This is a genomic window from Marinomonas ostreistagni, from assembly GCF_016888445.1.
GTDB lineage: Bacteria > Pseudomonadota > Gammaproteobacteria > Pseudomonadales > Marinomonadaceae > Marinomonas > Marinomonas ostreistagni.
This window is the reverse complement of sequence record NZ_JAFEKF010000004.1, coordinates 259,435-274,744: the sequence shown is the minus strand read 5'-3', so window position 1 is coordinate 274,744 and position 15,310 is coordinate 259,435. Positions and strand designations below refer to the sequence as shown.

The following is a 15,310-nucleotide window of genomic DNA, read 5'->3' as shown; positions in this document are numbered from 1 at the left end:
TTTAATTCGGCCCAAAATAACAAAATAAAACGGCCGACACAGATGAGCATTTATACAAGCCCGTCTTAAGCCCTGTCAACACAGGGTTTGCACTAATGATGACTCACAGATTCTTGTTCATCAACAGTTTTTTCCTTTCCAGACACAGTTTCTGCGTTTTTTGGTGAAGGAACGTACTCTAATGCGACATCTAGCACTTCATCAATCCATTTTACCGGGATGATTTCAAGGTCTGCTTTGATGTTATCCGGAATTTCTTTTAGATCACGCTTATTTTCGTCAGGGATCAAGACTGTTTTGATACCGCCACGGTGCGCCGCAAGCAGCTTCTCTTTTAGGCCACCAATAGGCAATACCTCACCGCGTAGCGTAATCTCACCAGTCATGGCGACAGAAGCTTTAACAGGCACTTTTGCCAACACTGATACCAAAGCGGTACACATGGCGATACCCGCACTTGGGCCATCTTTTGGTGTCGCACCCTCTGGCACGTGTAAGTGTAAGTCCACTTTTTCATGGAAATCTTCAGCGATACCAAGACCGACGGCACGACTACGTACAACCGTTAGCGCTGCCTGGATGGATTCTTGCATCACATCCCCCAGAGAACCGGTTTTGACATGACGACCTTTACCAGGTACACCCGCGGCTTCAATCGTTAACAGCTCACCGCCGACAGACGTCCATGCAAGACCTGTTACTTGCCCGATCTTGTTGTTCTCTTCTGCCTTACCGTAGCTAAACTTACGCACCCCAGAGAAGTCTTCTAGATTGTCTGAGTTGACCTCAACCGTGCCCTTACCTTTCGCCAAGGTTTGCTGTTTGACTACGCGACGACAGATTTTACTGATTTCACGCTCTAGACCGCGCACACCTGCTTCTTTGGTGTAGTAACGGATCACATCCATCAGCGCTTCATCGGTAAGATCGATCTCAGCCTCTTTCAAACCACTTTGCTTAATCTGCTTAGGCACAAGGTAGCGCTTAGCAATGTTAAGCTTCTCGTCTTCGGTGTAGCCTGGGATACGGATAACTTCCATACGGTCAACCAGTGGTCCAGGAATGTTCATGCTATTAGAGGTACAGATGAACATCACATCCGACAAGTCATAGTCGACTTCAAGATAGTGATCATTGAAGGTATGGTTTTGCTCAGGATCAAGCACTTCTAGCAGCGCTGAGGCTGGGTCACCACGTTGATCCATACCCATTTTGTCGATCTCATCCAACAAAAACAGTGGGTTTTTAACCTTCACTTTGGCAAGTTTTTGGATCAGCTTACCTGGCATTGAGCCAATGTAAGTACGACGGTGACCGCGAATTTCAGATTCATCACGCACGCCACCTAATGCCATACGCACGTATTTGCGGTTGACCGCTCGAGCAATCGATTGCCCTAGAGACGTTTTACCAACACCTGGCGGCCCCACCAAACACAATACTGGTCCTTTAATTTTCTTAACACGCTGCTGCACCGCTAAGAACTCAAGAATGCGATCTTTTACATCTTGTAGACCATAATGATCTTCGTTCAGAACTTTTTCCGCGTAGGCTAAGTCGTTGCGCACTTTAGAACGCTTCGACCACGGCAATGAGATCAACCAATCAATGTAACCACGCACAACCGTCGCTTCGGCCGACATAGGTGACATCATTTTTAGCTTTTTAAGTTCAGCTTCGGCTTTTTCAGTGGCCTCTTGAGACATCTTAGCTTCGGTGATTTTCTCTTGCAGCTGATCCAACTCATTACTGCCATCATCCATATCACCTAACTCTTTTTGAATGGCTTTCATCTGCTCATTCAAATAGTACTCACGCTGACTCTTTTCCATCTGCTTTTTAACGCGGCTACGGATGCTTTTTTCTAAATGAGCGATATCCAGCTCACCATCCATCAAGCCCATCAGATGCTCACCACGCTCAACCAAAGAGTTCAGTTCTAGCGCACGCTGCTTGTCTTCAAGCTTAAGACTCATGTGACCAGCAATAGAGTCAATCAGCTTCGATAAGTCATCGATGGATTTCAAGGAAGTAACGACTTCACTAGGAATACGCTTGCTACCCGCTACGTACTCATCAAGCTGTTTGATCAGAGCATTACGGATGGCTGGGTATTCCGACTCATCGCCTTCAGCTTCAGGTAGGGCTTCAATGGATGCAGAGACCCACTCATCACCCTCTTCCAAAGCTTTAAGGTCAGCACGATATTGCCCTTCCACTAGAACCTTAACGGTACCGTCAGGCAAGCGTAGCAATTGAATAACTTTAGCGACCGTACCGGTGACATAAAGATCGTCTTGTTTCGGGTCGTCTTTTGAAGCGTCCTGCTGTGCCACAAGAAATACCATCTTGTCGCCTTCCATCGCCGACTCTAGCGCAGCAATTGACTTTTTTCTGCCGACAAATAGCGGCAGAACCATATGCGGATATACAACGACATCACGCAACGGCAACATTGGCAAAAATATAGAATCAGACATAATTACTTCCAACTGGACATCAGTACCATTGGCACTCATGTGTATGACTTAACTGTGTTAATTAAGAGATAAGGTCAATTGGCAAAAATTACAAGCGTATTCGCTGAGGAAATGTGGGAAAAACACAGGGAAGGACAATTTTTCGCCATCCAGCATGTGCTGGAGGCGAAAATTGTATAGAAATTAACCGTTTGAGGCGTCTTTCTGTTCGTTTTCAAGCACCATCAGAGGCGCTGATGTGCCACGGATTGAAGCACCATCCATAACCACTTTTGCCACATCAGAGCGGTTCGGCAGATCATACATGCAATCAAGCAAAGCTGACTCCAAGATACTGCGCAAACCACGGGCACCGGTTTTACGCTCTAGCGCAAGATGCGCAGCTTCGCGTAGCGACTCTTCGGTAAACTCTAATTCCACACCTTCAAGCTCAAACAAGTGTTGATACTGCTTGGTCAGAGCGTTTTTAGGTTGGCTAAGAATCGTCATTAGCGCTTCTTCATCCAGCTCTGATAGCGTCGCCACGACAGGCAAACGACCAACAAACTCTGGAATCAAGCCGAATTTCACAAGGTCTTCTGTTTCAACCTTATGCACCGCCTCAGAGAAAGAACGATCTTCTTCTTTGCTCTTCACGGTCGCTTTAAAGCCAATACTACTTTTCTCAGTACGGTCACTGATGACACGCTCAAGACCTGAGAATGCACCACCACAGATGAACAGTACGTTGGAGGTATCTACCTGTACAAACTCTTGTTGTGGATGCTTACGACCACCTTGCGGCGGAACCGATGCGACAGTGCCTTCAATCAGTTTCAACAATGCTTGCTGTACACCCTCGCCCGACACATCACGGGTGATTGATGGGTTATCAGACTTACGAGAAATCTTATCGATCTCGTCAATGTAAACGATACCACGCTGCGCTTTTTCAACATCGTAGTCACAGTTTTGCAGTAACTTCTGGATGATGTTTTCCACGTCCTCACCCACATAACCCGCTTCGGTCAGTGTAGTGGCATCAGCGATGGTAAACGGAACATCTAAAACGCGCGCCAAGGTTTGCGCCAAAAGCGTTTTACCCGAACCAGTCGGACCGATCAACAGGATGTTACTTTTGCCTAGCTCGACTTCAGTGTTCGCTAGACCTTGATGACGTAAGCGCTTGTAGTGGTTGTAAACCGCTACCGCTAAAACACGCTTGGCACGATCTTGACCAATAACGTAATCGTCTAGGGCCGCTGCAAGTTTCGCTGGTGTTGGCAGTTCGTCGTTAGACTCTGCTTCACTGTCACCTTGCAACAACTCCTGTGTGATGATGTTGTTACACAGATCAACACACTCGTTGCAGATATAAACCGAAGGTCCAGCAATCAGCTTCTTCACTTCATCCTGACTCTTTCCGCAGAAAGAGCAGTACAGCAAGCGATCGGAGCTTTCGCCTCGGCTAAATTTATCATCAGACATTAATGTCCACCCTTTCTTATACTTCGCGTTTCTCTAAGATGTCGTCAATTAAACCATACTCTTTAGCCGCTTGAGGACTCATAAAGTTATCACGATCGGTATCATGTGCGACTTTTTCAATATCTTGCCCAGTGTGGTGAGCAATGATTTCATTCAAACGATGTTTGATGCCTAGAATTTCACGCGTGTGGATTTCGATATCAGACGCTTGACCTTGGTAACCACCTAGCGGCTGGTGAATCATGACACGAGAGTTCGGTAGGCAGTAACGCTTACCTTCTGCACCTGCTGTCAGCAGTAGCGCACCCATGCTAGCCGCTTGACCAATACACATGGTGCTTACATCTGGCTTAATAAACTGCATCGTATCATAAATTGACATACCCGCTGTGACCGAACCACCAGGCGAGTTGATGTATAGATGGATATCTTTATCAGGGTTCTCAGATTCTAAGAATAACAGTTGGGCAACCACTAGGTTCGCCATATGATCTTCAACCTGACCCACCAAGAAAATGACACGCTCTTTCAGTAGGCGAGAGTAAATATCAAACGATCGTTCCCCGCGCGCAGTTTGCTCAACAACCATAGGGACTAGACCGTTACTAGTGATCGCGACTGGGCCAGTTGTAGGGGTCATTAAATTCATATCCTATTCCTTAAAACGAAAAAGCCGGTATAGCTTGCGCTATACCGGCCTATGAGAATTATAAGCTAAGCTTATGCTTCTTCAGACTCTTCTGCTTCTGCAGCTTGAGCTTCTGGCTTGATAGCGTCTTCGTAACTTAGAGTTACTTCAGTAATTTTCGCGCTTTCTAGCAGTTTATCAACAACTTGCTCTTCAAGTACAGCAGATTGAACCTGTGCAAGCTGCTCTTTGTTGTTTAAGTAGAAGTCTACTACTTGCTGTGGCTGCTGGTAAGCTTGCGCCATGTCTTCTAGGAATGCACGAACGCGTTCATCTTCTACTGTTAGCTCTTCTTTTTGGATCACTTCAGAGATCAAAAGACCTAGTGCAGCACGTTTTTTCGCTTCATCTTGGAACAATTCAGCTGGTAGCTGAGAAGCGTCAAAACCTTGTGCACCACCGAATTGCTGTGCCGCTTGCTTACGTAGACCATCAACTTCTTGGTCAACCAAAGCCGCAGGAACATCAACTGGGTTCAATGCCAATAGTTGATCGAACAAAGAGTTTTTAAGCTTGCCTTTAACTGCTTGGCTTAGCTCACGCTCCATGTTTTTCTGAACTTCTGCACGAAGACCTTCAAGTGTCGCATTTTCTAGGCCAAATTTGCCAGCGAACTCGTCGTTTAGCTCAGGAAGCTCTTGCGCTTCAACTGCTTGCGCAGTGATTTTGAAGGTAGCTTCTTGACCAGCTAGGTGCTCAGCTTGGTATTGCTCAGGGAAAGTAACAGAGATTGTACGCTCTTCGCCTGCTTTGATGCCCACGATGCCTTCTTCAAAGCCAGGGATCATAGAGTTAGAACCTAGTACAAGCTTGTGACCTTCTGCTGCGCCGCCTTCAAACGCTTCGTCGCCTAGGTAGCCAACAAAGTCGATAGTTACTTGGTCGCCGTCTTGCGCTTCGCGATCAACAGCTACCCAGTCAGCGTTTTGCTTACGCAGTGTTTCAAGCATAGTATCAACGTCTGCTTCAGTCACCTCAGACACAACGCGAGTTACTTCAATGCCAGAAGCATCAGCAAGTTCGATTGTTGGGTAAACTTCAACTTTCGCGATGAATTCTAGGTCAGAACCTTCTGCGATAGTTTTTGGCTCGATTGAAGGCATACCAGCAGGCTGGATAGACTCAGCTTGGATCGCTTCAACGTATGCGTCACGCATGATTTGCTCAATGGCTTCCATACGGATGCTTTGACCGTAGCGTTTCTTCACAACACTTACTGGCACTTTGCCTTTACGGAAACCGTCGATACGTACTGTTTTAGCGGTTTTAGCTACTTCTGAGCTAACTTGATCATCAATACGTGCAGCAGGAACGCTAATAGTAAGAACGCGTTCGATTGGAGACGTTGTCTCTACAGAAACTTGCATAAAACTTCCTCTTGGGAACGTGCTTCATTTGTTGACGCCGCCGCGAAGAATCACGACTTACTTTAAAGCTCAGTCAACAAGACCAAAAAATTAACGTGAGTAGAAAAAATGGCACGCCTGGAGGGATTCGAACCCCCGACCATCCCCTTAGAAGGGGGATGCTCTATCCAACTGAGCTACAGGCGCTTTGACTACATCACAAATAGTGACGCGCTATTATAGGGAAGGAATATAAATCGTCAACTCAAAGACATAAAAAAGCCCAGCAAAGCTGGGCTAAAAAATAATATATGACTTTTCGTCACCAAGGTTCTAAGAATGCTTCTTAGTGATAACCTCAGTTACTCAACAGTACAAATATCACAAAAGGAACGCCGCGAATTTTATCCGCGGCCCTACGGCTTTGCAACCAAATTGGATCACAAATATTGACCTTGCACTATATATGTGCACTTACCTCATTACTTGCACAATAGCCGCCAAACACGTTTAGCGTTAAACTAATACTAGGCTACTTATAAGGATATCGACTATGCAGCTTCGCGCCGCAAAAAATGCGTTTGCTTCTTTCTACCAGTTGGTGCGCTTGGTCTGGATGCGCGCCCAAAAACACCAAGTGTCTTTGCGTGCTGCCCACTTGACGCTCGCCTCTTTATTGGCGGCGGTACCGATTATTACGATTGTATTCGGCATATTACGCTTAACCCCTGCCATCAATTCCATTCAAGACACCTTGATGGAATTTATTGAGGCAAATCTTGCCCCAGGAAGCAGCAGTACTGTTATCCCTTATCTATTGGATTTCTCAGACCAAACAAAGAATTTACCCGCAGCAGGCGTGGCAACGCTTATATTCACCGCCCTGTTACTACTCAATAGTTTCGAAGGCTCTGTACAAGCTATTTGGAAAATAAAACAGAAACGTAAAATTCGTGAGCGACTGTTAACCTACTGGGCAGTATTAACACTTGGCCCTATTATGCTGGCCGTCATGATGAGCCTCTACGGCACATTATTATCGTCGCAAATCACTGGACAATACATTCCTAATATTTTTGAAAACTTAGTTGAGCTGGCTAGCTATCTCATTTATTTCTTATTATTGTTTTTAATTAATTTTCTGATCCCTAATACTGAAGTACGCATTAAACCCACTGCCGTAGCCGCCTTGGTAGGTGGTGTCGCGATTGCCACACTTAACTCCATCTTCGGTAACTTTGCGCAATTCTTTGCCAGCTACCAAATTGTTTATGGCACCTTTGCTGCCTTGCCAATTTTTTTAGTTTGGCTACAGTTCACATGGCTCATCATTTTGCTGTCCGCTAGCCTCAACGCTACGCTGCACAATTTGAATCGCTATAAAGACTCCGATGAGTTAGAATGATCGGTCAAACTTCTAAGAAACTGTACTCATTTATGCATAATATCGACGAACTCAAGACTATCTTAAGCGAAGCAGACTGCCTAATCAGTGCTGAGCAAATTAACGATGCGCTAGATAATATGGCCGAGCAAATCACCGCAGACCTTGGCGACAAACTCCCATTAGTAGTTTGTGTCATGAATGGTGGCCTCATCCCTACCGCTGCCCTACTACAAAGATTGACGTTTCCGCTAGAAATCGACTACGTACAAGCCAGTCGCTACGGCAAAGAAATACAAGGTAGCACATTACACTGGAGCCGCTTTCCTGAAGCAGAGTTTGAAGGTCGTGAAGTCTTAATCGTTGACGATATCTTTGATCAAGGCCATACCTTAGAAGCCATCATCAAATGGTTTGAAGAGAAAGGTGCTAAAAATGTCTACTCAGCAACCGTGGTTAATAAGCTGCACGACCGTAAAGTTGAGATGCGCCCAGACTACAACGGTTTAGATGTTGAAGACCGATTTTTATTCGGTTACGGCATGGATTACCAAGGTTACTTCCGCAACTTGCAAGCGATCTATGCGGTGAAGGGCAAATAAGACTGCAATACAATTCCACACAAAAAAGGCGCCCTAGGCGCCTTTTTTATACTTATCACATACTAGAACACGCGATTGAAACCATTCAACGCTGCCACACGATAAGCCTCTGCCATCGTTGGATAGTTAAATGTCGTATTCAAAAAGTATTTCAACGTATTCAATTCACCTGGCTGCTTCATGATTGCTTGACCGATGTGTACGATTTCAGAAGCTTGGTCACCAAAACAATGGATCCCCAACAGCTCTAGCGTTTCACGGTGGAATAGAATTTTCAGCATCCCTACCGCTTCACCGGTAATTTGTGCACGCGCAGTGTTCTTAAAGAAGGCTCGTCCAACTTCGTAAGGCACCTTCTCAGATGTCAATTCAGCTTCTGTTTTACCGACCGAAGAGATCTCTGGAATCGTGTAAATCCCCGTTGGCACCTCGGAAATGTAATGACCACCTTCTAGGTCAAACATATTCGCCGCGACTGAACGACCTTGGTCGTAGGCAGCGCTCGCCAAACTTGGCCAACCAATCACATCACCCGCTGCGTAAACGTTTTCTACTGCAGTTTGGTAAGTATCATTCACTGCCAATTGGCCACGAGAGTTAGTCTCCAAACCAATATTTTCAAGACCTAGACTTTCAGTGTTACCCGAACGGCCATTACAGAACAACAAAGCATCGGCTTTAAGCTTCTTACCTGACGCTAAGTTCAGCACCACATCTTTGTCTGTCGTTTCTACTGACTCATACGTCTCGTTGTGGCGAATCAAAATACCGCCGTCACGCAAGTGGTAGCTCAAGGCATCCGTAATTTCGTCGTCCAAGAAGCTAAGCAGTTTCTTACCTGGGTTGATCAACTCAACACGCACACCTAAGCCACTAAAAATCGATGCGTACTCTGAACCGATAACGCCAGCACCGTAAATAATCAGTGAACGTGGTGTATGATTCAGCGTCAAAATACTGTCTGAACAGTACACGCGTGGGTGATTGAAATCGATATTGACCGGACGGTATGGGCGTGAACCCGTGGCGATCACAACGCGATCAGCACGAATCTCTTCTGGGCCTTTTTCGTACGTATTGACTTCAATAGTATTCGCATCTTTGAATTTACCGCGACCGAAGTACACATCGATACGGTTACGCGCATAGTATTCGGTACGTCCTAATACTTGCTTATCAATCACTTTATTCGCACTTTCCAAGACTTTTGGGAAAGAGAATAAGCGTGGCTCGCCAATCGCACGAAACATGGGATTCGTGTTAAAGGCCATAATTTCTTTTACCGCATGACGAAGTGCTTTTGAAGGGATTGTACCAAGATGGGTACAGCTCCCGCCTACTCGCGGACTAGCCTCAATGACAGCAACGCGTTTGCCTGCTTTAGCTGCATTCATTGCAGCTCCCTCCCCAGCAGGACCGGTACCTAGTACCACGACATCATAATGCCTAGTCGTCATAAGATTCTATTACCTCATTTATTTGTTGCGTCATAAAACTGATCATCAGAAGCGTCAGCTGCACGTGCTTTTTTAGTTTCCTTTTCGCACTTTCCTTTATCACCGCCACAAATGTCACAAGCCACTTCCATGTTCAGGGCACTCATACCGCCACACGAACCAGAAATAGGCTTACGCCCCATCAGAACACCTACAGCCATGGCAATCACCAAGGCAACCATCAAACCAAATGCCAATAAAATCGTAGTCATATTAACCTCTCATGAATTAGTCGGCTAAAAACGGCGTAAACGCCTCAGAGTATTGCTCAACAAACCCTGTATCTTCTTTCACCAACATATAAGCTGCTACACCTTCATCGTTAGCAAGCTTCAGACCATCTTCTGGGCCTAATACTGTAATGGCGGTCGCTAGACCGTCGGCACGGGTCGCACTCTTATCAAGCACTGTTACCGATACCAAGCGGTGTGTAATCGGCTTACCCGTGGTTGGATCAATCGTATGCGAGTAACGCACACCATCTTCTTCAAAATAATTTCGGTAATCACCTGAGGTAGCGATGGCAATATCATCAGCATCAATAATGCGCTGGGCCACTTGGTGACCACCAGCAGGGCTTTCAATACCGATCTTCCAACTACTGCCGTCGATTTTATGTCCAGCAGCACGTATTTCCCCGCCGACTTCTACAAGATAGTCCTTTATACCCGCTTCCTTCAAGGTACGAGCCACCTCATCCACCCCAAAACCCTTGGCAATCGATGACAAATCCACATAGATTTCACGTGACTTACTTAATTGATTACCTTGCAAGCTTAAGTAATGAAAACCCACTCGCTCACTGGTTGTCGCAATCTCTTCTGCAGAAGGGGCCTGGTCATGATGCACCCCTGGGCCAAAACCCCACAGGTTAACCAGTGGTCCTACCGTGACATCGTATTTACCATGAGTGATATCACTGATATGCAACGCCTCTTCAAGCACATACGCCATATCATCTGAAATCTCAATGGTCGAGCCCGCAGGCAATTTATTAAACTCAGACAATTCTGAGCTTGGATCGTAAGTAGACATCAAGCGATTCACTCTCGCTAACACACCATCTACTTGCGTTTGTAATTCTTCTTTATTGGCTGCATCCGCAGTGGACACATATTTTACGGTGTACGTGGTGCCCATTGTCGGGCCGGAGAAACTAATAAGTTCTGGCGAAAAAGATACTGACTTGTAAAGAATCGTCGCCAAAATCACGACAACAAGTCCCAGTAGAAATTTATTTTTCATAGACACACAACATTTTAACAAGCGAAAAACAAAGACCCACCAAAAGGTGGGTCTGTGTTTCATTCAGTGCTAGCCACCAAAGTCATCAAGAAGGATATTTTCTTTCTCAACACCTAGGTCTTCTAGCATTTTGATGACAGACTGGTTCATCATCGGAGGTCCACACATGTAGAACTCACAGTCTTCTGGCGCTGGGTGATCTTTCAGGTAGTTTTCATACAATACGTTATGGATGAAACCTGTTTTACCTTCCCAGTTATCCTCTGGCTGAGGATCAGAAAGTGCCAAATGCCATTCGAAGTTTTCATTTTCTTCTTCAAGCTGATCGTATTCTTCCGTGTAGAAGGCTTCACGCAAGCTACGCGCACCGTACCAGAAAGAGATCTTACGCGTAGAATTTAGACGCTTAAGCTGGTCGAAGATATGCGAACGCATTGGCGCCATACCTGCACCACCACCAACGAATACCATCTCTGCGTCCGTATCCTTAGCGAAGAACTCACCAAATGGACCGTATACTTTGATTGTATCGCCTGGCTTAAGGCTGAATACGTAAGAAGACATTTGACCTGGTGGCACATCGTCTTTACCTGGTGGCGGTGAAGCGATACGGATGTTGAATTTCACAACGCCCTTCTCTTCTGGGTAGTTCGCCATTGAGTAAGCACGAATGATGGTCTCATCTACTTTAGAAACGAATTTCCAAAGATTAAAGTGATCCCAATCGCCACGGTACTCTTCTTGAATATCGAAGTCTTTGTAGTTAACCGTGTGTGGCGGCGCTTCAAGCTGCACATAACCACCAGCACGGAAGTCTACGTTTTCACCTTCAGGCAAACGTAGCGTTAGCTCTTTGATGAAGGTCGCAACGTTTGGATTTGACTCAACCGTACAATCCCATGCTTTTACACCAAAGACTTCTTCCGGAACCTCTACGTCCATGTCTTGCTTAACAGACACCTGACAAGATAGACGGTAACCTTCTTTTTCTTCGCCGCGAGTAAAGTGAGAGCGTTCAGTTGATAGCATTGAGCCACCACCGTTTAGCACCTTACATTTACACTGTGCACAAGTACCGCCACCACCACATGCTGATGACAAGAAAATACCGCTGTTCGCTAGGGTTTGAAGAAGCTTACCGCCGGCAGGCGATGTCACTTCTTTTTCACCATTAATTCGGATTGTTACGTCACCGCTACTTACTAGACGGGCACGAGCAAACAAAATGATTGCTACTAGTGCCAGTACGATAGCAGTAAACATCACAACACCTAGAATAATTGTTTCTAAGTCCATGCTAGTTTAACCTTTTTTCTTGGTTGTCTAACTGTGCAGCGATTAAAGCTGCACACCAGAAAATGACATGAAGCCCAAGCTCATCAAACCAACGGTGATGAACGTAATACCCAAACCACGAAGACCTGCTGGCACGTCAGAGTATTTTAGCTTCTCACGGATACCTGCAAGGGCTGCAATTGCAAGCGCCCAACCGATACCAGCACCCACACCGTAAACCAAACTTTCAGAGAAGTTGTAATCACGTTCAACCATGAACAGTGACGCACCCATGATGGCACAGTTTACAGTGATCAGTGGCAAGAACACGCCCAATGCGTTGTATAACGCTGGCATGTACTTATCCAAAGTCATTTCCAAAATCTGAACAATCGCCGCGATAACGCCGATGTAGCTCAATAGACCCAAGAAGCTTAGGTCAACATTAGGTAGGCCAGCCCACTCTAACGCGCCGTCTGCCAATAGGTTTTGGTATAGCAGGTTGTTCACAGGAACCGTTACCGCCAGTACGATAACAACTGCGATACCCAGACCAATCGCTGTTTCAACTTTCTTAGACAGTGCCAAAAATGTACACATACCTAAGAAGAAGGCTAACGCCATGTTTTCAACAAATACGGCCTTAATAAAAAGACTGATTAGGTGTTCCATTTATAGGGCCTCCTGAGAACGAGAGTTTTTAGCAATCTTGAACTCTGGCTCTTCAACCTGTTCTTTCTTGTAGGCACGCAATGCCCAGATCACTAGACCAATTACGAAGAAAGCACTTGGTGGAAGAAGCATCAAACCGTTTGGCTGGTACCAGCCACCGTTTTGAACTGTCTCAAGTACTGGAACACCGAACAACTTACCCGCACCCAATAGTTCACGGAAGAAGCCGACAATCAACAGCATCGCACTGTAACCAAGACCGTTACCGATACCGTCTAGGAAGCTCATGCCTGGGCCATTTTTCATAGCGTAGGCTTCTGCACGACCCATAACGATACAGTTGGTGATGATCAAACCAACGAATACCGAAAGCTGCTTACTGATTTCAAAAGCAAACGCTTTCAAAACCTGGTCAACCACAATTACCAATGAGGCAATAATGATCATCTGTACGATGATACGAATGCTGCTTGGAATGTGGTTACGAATGATCGCAATAAAGAAGTTTGAGAATGCACACACTAGCGTTAGTGCGATCGACATTACCAAACTTACGCTCAAGCTACTTGTTACTGCTAGCGCAGAACAAATACCTAGGATCTGCAAGGCGATCGGGTTGTTAGAAAGAATCGGTCCAAACAGGACTTTTTTCACATCAGACATGCTTACTCTCCCTCACTACGCAGTTTAGTTAGGAAAGGACCAAAGCTTTCTTCACCAAACCAGTATTGAACTAGGTTCGTCACACCGCGGCTTGTCAAAGTCGCACCAGAAAGACCATCTACTTTATGCTCCGCATCCGGCTCATTAGGATCAACAGATCCTTTCGCCAAACGAATCACCGGCTCATTGTTTTCGTTGTAGACTTCTTTACCTTCCCATAGCGCTTTCCAGTTCGGGTTATCAACCTCACCACCTAGTCCAGGTGTTTCAGCTTGCTGATAGAAACCAAAACCAACAATCGTTGAGTAGTCATCTTCTAGAGCTACGAAGCCATACATAGTTGACCATAGACCGTAGCCATGAACAGGCAAGATAATGCGTGCTTTCTCACTTTCATCTTTTACAAGGTATACAACAGCGTATTTCGCGCGACGTTTAATACTCGCTGGATCGTTGCCACCTTTAAGAGATTTTGAAAGATCAGGATCTTTGGCTGCATCTTGCTGGATGTAGGTATCAACGCTAACGTTATCTTGCTCAAGCTCTTCAGCTGTCGCAAAACGACCTGCTTCCAAATTCACCAGACGTTTCTCAACGGTGGCGAAAACTTCATCGATACTTTCGTTTGGCTCAAGCATTTGCGCTGCAGCCAAGATGTTACGTTTACGGTCTAAGTCACGGTTTTCTTGCTGAATTGGCTTTAGACCAACAGCTGCACCGGCAACAAAGATCGAACACACCAAACACAGTGACAGCGCCACGATGATGGTCTTTTTAATGCTATCGTTACTGCTAGCCATTACGAGCAATCCTCCGTTTGATGTTTGCTTGCACTACGAAGTGGTCGATGAACGGAGCAAACAAGTTAGCGAACAAGATTGCCAACATCATACCTTCTGGGTAAGCCGGGTTAACCACACGGATCAACACCACCATCACACCAATAAGCGCGCCGTAGAACAACTTACCACGGTTTGTCATAGAGGCTGATACAGGGTCTGTAGCCATGTACATCATACCGAAAGCAAAGCCACCCAAGACTAGGTGCCAATACCAAGGCGTTGCAAACATAGGATTGGTATCAGAGCCGATCGCATTGAAAAGTAGCGAAGTTGCAACCATACCCAACAGAACGCCACCAACGATACGCCATGACGCAATACGCATCACCACCAAGATACCGCCACCAATCAAGATAGCCAGCGTCGATGTCTCACCCATAGATCCTTGAATGAAACCGAAGAATGCATCACTCCAAGCAATAGACAGTGCTTCAACACCACCTGCAGCTGCTTGGCTAAGCGCTGTTGCACCAGAGTAACCATCTACCGCTGTCCATACTGCGTCACCAGACATAGAAGCTGGGTATGCGAAGAACAAGAACGCACGACCTGCTAGTGCAGGGTTCAAGAAGTTCTTACCGGTACCACCAAACACCTCTTTACCTAGCACCACACCGAAGGTGATACCAAGTGCAACTTGCCATAAAGGAATCGTTGCCGGAAGCGTTAGTGCAAATAGGATAGAGGTTACGAAGAAACCTTCGTTGACTTCGTGCTTACGCACAGCAGCAAACAATACTTCCCAGAAGCCACCAACAACAAACGTTGTTAGGTAAACTGGCAAGAAGTACATTGCACCATAAATCATGTTATCCCAGATGCTGTCTACGTTATACGCAGTCAATGCACCGATAACACCTTGGCGCCAAGTGTCAGCAGGGGCCGCACCCATAGCATCTAGTGCTGTATTTGCTTGGAAACCAATGTTGTACATGCCAAAAAACATGGCAGGGAAAGTACACATCCATACCAAAATCATGACACGCTTCATGTCTACCGCGTCACGTACGTGAGAACCGCCTTTAGCGACACTGCTTGGACGATAAAAAATCGTATCCACTGCTTCGTACAGCGCATACCATTTCTCATATTTGCCGCCTGAATGAAACTCAGGCTCCATTTTATCTAGAATAGTTCTTAGACCCATGGA

14 protein-coding genes and 1 tRNA gene are annotated in these 15,310 nt (G+C 45.9%); 2 read left to right on the top strand and 13 right to left on the bottom strand.

The window, feature by feature from the left end:
• Window positions 1-92: 92 nt before the first annotated feature.
• The 5 genes from lon to JQX58_RS12665 all read right to left on the bottom strand — a co-directional run bounded on the left by lon (window position 93) and on the right by JQX58_RS12665 (window position 6,188).
• Window positions 93-2,480, bottom strand: a complete 2,388-nt coding sequence (gene lon, locus JQX58_RS12685; protein WP_204147230.1) for an endopeptidase La — start codon at window positions 2,478-2,480, stop codon at window positions 93-95.
• 183 nt (window positions 2,481-2,663) lie between these two features.
• Window positions 2,664-3,947, bottom strand: coding sequence for an ATP-dependent Clp protease ATP-binding subunit ClpX (gene clpX / locus JQX58_RS12680; protein WP_204147229.1), 1,284 nt, complete (start codon window positions 3,945-3,947; stop codon window positions 2,664-2,666).
• 16 nt (window positions 3,948-3,963) lie between these two features.
• Window positions 3,964-4,596: an ATP-dependent Clp endopeptidase proteolytic subunit ClpP gene (gene clpP / locus JQX58_RS12675; RefSeq protein ID WP_204147228.1), complete on the bottom strand. Its 633-nt coding sequence runs from the start codon at window positions 4,594-4,596 to the stop codon at window positions 3,964-3,966.
• Window positions 4,597-4,667: 71 nt separating this feature from the next.
• The gene (gene tig, locus JQX58_RS12670; protein WP_204147227.1) at window positions 4,668-6,002 is read right to left on the bottom strand and encodes a trigger factor; all 1,335 of its coding nucleotides are present in this window, start codon (window positions 6,000-6,002) and stop codon (window positions 4,668-4,670) included.
• 109 nt (window positions 6,003-6,111) lie between these two features.
• Window positions 6,112-6,188 (bottom strand) — tRNA-Arg (locus JQX58_RS12665).
• Window positions 6,189-6,534: 346 nt separating this feature from the next.
• Here JQX58_RS12665 and JQX58_RS12660 point away from each other — a divergent pair.
• Complete coding sequence (locus JQX58_RS12660; RefSeq protein WP_204147226.1) at window positions 6,535-7,386, top strand: YihY family inner membrane protein; 852 nt, start codon at window positions 6,535-6,537, stop codon at window positions 7,384-7,386.
• Window positions 7,383-7,967: a hypoxanthine-guanine phosphoribosyltransferase gene (locus JQX58_RS12655; RefSeq protein ID WP_239090341.1), complete on the top strand. Its 585-nt coding sequence runs from the start codon at window positions 7,383-7,385 to the stop codon at window positions 7,965-7,967. Before JQX58_RS12660 ends, JQX58_RS12655 begins: the two co-directional genes overlap by 4 nt.
• A 62-nt stretch (window positions 7,968-8,029) precedes the next feature.
• Here JQX58_RS12655 and sthA read toward each other — a convergent pair whose 3' ends face one another.
• From sthA to JQX58_RS12615, 8 genes are all read right to left on the bottom strand, one after another.
• A complete protein-coding gene (sthA, locus tag JQX58_RS12650) occupies window positions 8,030-9,424 on the bottom strand; it encodes a Si-specific NAD(P)(+) transhydrogenase (RefSeq protein ID WP_204147225.1) in 1,395 nt (464 codons plus the stop codon).
• 14 nt (window positions 9,425-9,438) lie between these two features.
• The gene (nqrM, locus tag JQX58_RS12645) at window positions 9,439-9,675 is read right to left on the bottom strand and encodes a (Na+)-NQR maturation NqrM (RefSeq protein ID WP_204147224.1); all 237 of its coding nucleotides are present in this window, start codon (window positions 9,673-9,675) and stop codon (window positions 9,439-9,441) included.
• 16 nt (window positions 9,676-9,691) lie between these two features.
• A complete protein-coding gene (locus JQX58_RS12640) occupies window positions 9,692-10,708 on the bottom strand; it encodes an FAD:protein FMN transferase (protein ID WP_204147223.1) in 1,017 nt (338 codons plus the stop codon).
• A 69-nt stretch (window positions 10,709-10,777) separates the two neighbouring features.
• On the bottom strand, window positions 10,778-12,004 hold the full coding sequence (gene nqrF / locus JQX58_RS12635) for an NADH:ubiquinone reductase (Na(+)-transporting) subunit F (protein ID WP_204147222.1): 1,227 nt from the start codon (window positions 12,002-12,004) through the stop codon (window positions 10,778-10,780).
• A 42-nt stretch (window positions 12,005-12,046) separates the two neighbouring features.
• Window positions 12,047-12,655, bottom strand: a complete 609-nt coding sequence (nqrE, locus tag JQX58_RS12630) for an NADH:ubiquinone reductase (Na(+)-transporting) subunit E (RefSeq protein WP_204147221.1) — start codon at window positions 12,653-12,655, stop codon at window positions 12,047-12,049.
• Window positions 12,656-13,318, bottom strand: a complete 663-nt coding sequence (locus JQX58_RS12625) for an NADH:ubiquinone reductase (Na(+)-transporting) subunit D (RefSeq protein WP_204147220.1) — start codon at window positions 13,316-13,318, stop codon at window positions 12,656-12,658.
• A 2-nt stretch (window positions 13,319-13,320) separates the two neighbouring features.
• Complete coding sequence (locus JQX58_RS12620) at window positions 13,321-14,118, bottom strand: Na(+)-translocating NADH-quinone reductase subunit C (RefSeq protein ID WP_204147219.1); 798 nt, start codon at window positions 14,116-14,118, stop codon at window positions 13,321-13,323.
• Complete coding sequence (locus JQX58_RS12615) at window positions 14,111-15,307, bottom strand: NADH:ubiquinone reductase (Na(+)-transporting) subunit B (RefSeq protein WP_204147218.1); 1,197 nt, start codon at window positions 15,305-15,307, stop codon at window positions 14,111-14,113. Before JQX58_RS12615 ends, JQX58_RS12620 begins: the two co-directional genes overlap by 8 nt.
• Window positions 15,308-15,310 lie beyond the last annotated feature (3 nt).

What these genes read in the sequence shown, in the direction of transcription:
- tig (WP_204147227.1), bottom strand. Translation starts at nt 6,002, where the DNA reads ATGCAAGTTTCTGTAGAGACAACGTCTCCAATCGAACGCGTTCTTACT.
- clpX (WP_204147229.1), bottom strand. Translation starts at nt 3,947, where the DNA reads ATGTCTGATGATAAATTTAGCCGAGGCGAAAGCTCCGATCGCTTGCTG.
- JQX58_RS12615 (WP_204147218.1), bottom strand. Translation starts at nt 15,307, where the DNA reads ATGGGTCTAAGAACTATTCTAGATAAAATGGAGCCTGAGTTTCATTCA.
- clpP (WP_204147228.1), bottom strand. Translation starts at nt 4,596, where the DNA reads ATGAATTTAATGACCCCTACAACTGGCCCAGTCGCGATCACTAGTAAC.
- JQX58_RS12655 (WP_239090341.1), top strand. Translation starts at nt 7,383, where the DNA reads ATGATCGGTCAAACTTCTAAGAAACTGTACTCATTTATGCATAATATC.
- JQX58_RS12625 (WP_204147220.1), bottom strand. Translation starts at nt 13,318, where the DNA reads ATGTCTGATGTGAAAAAAGTCCTGTTTGGACCGATTCTTTCTAACAAC.
- nqrF (WP_204147222.1), bottom strand. Translation starts at nt 12,004, where the DNA reads ATGGACTTAGAAACAATTATTCTAGGTGTTGTGATGTTTACTGCTATC.
- nqrM (WP_204147224.1), bottom strand. Translation starts at nt 9,675, where the DNA reads ATGACTACGATTTTATTGGCATTTGGTTTGATGGTTGCCTTGGTGATT.
- sthA (WP_204147225.1), bottom strand. Translation starts at nt 9,424, where the DNA reads ATGACGACTAGGCATTATGATGTCGTGGTACTAGGTACCGGTCCTGCT.
- JQX58_RS12660 (WP_204147226.1), top strand. Translation starts at nt 6,535, where the DNA reads ATGCAGCTTCGCGCCGCAAAAAATGCGTTTGCTTCTTTCTACCAGTTG.
- JQX58_RS12620 (WP_204147219.1), bottom strand. Translation starts at nt 14,118, where the DNA reads ATGGCTAGCAGTAACGATAGCATTAAAAAGACCATCATCGTGGCGCTG.
- nqrE (WP_204147221.1), bottom strand. Translation starts at nt 12,655, where the DNA reads ATGGAACACCTAATCAGTCTTTTTATTAAGGCCGTATTTGTTGAAAAC.
- JQX58_RS12640 (WP_204147223.1), bottom strand. Translation starts at nt 10,708, where the DNA reads ATGAAAAATAAATTTCTACTGGGACTTGTTGTCGTGATTTTGGCGACG.
- lon (WP_204147230.1), bottom strand. Translation starts at nt 2,480, where the DNA reads ATGTCTGATTCTATATTTTTGCCAATGTTGCCGTTGCGTGATGTCGTT.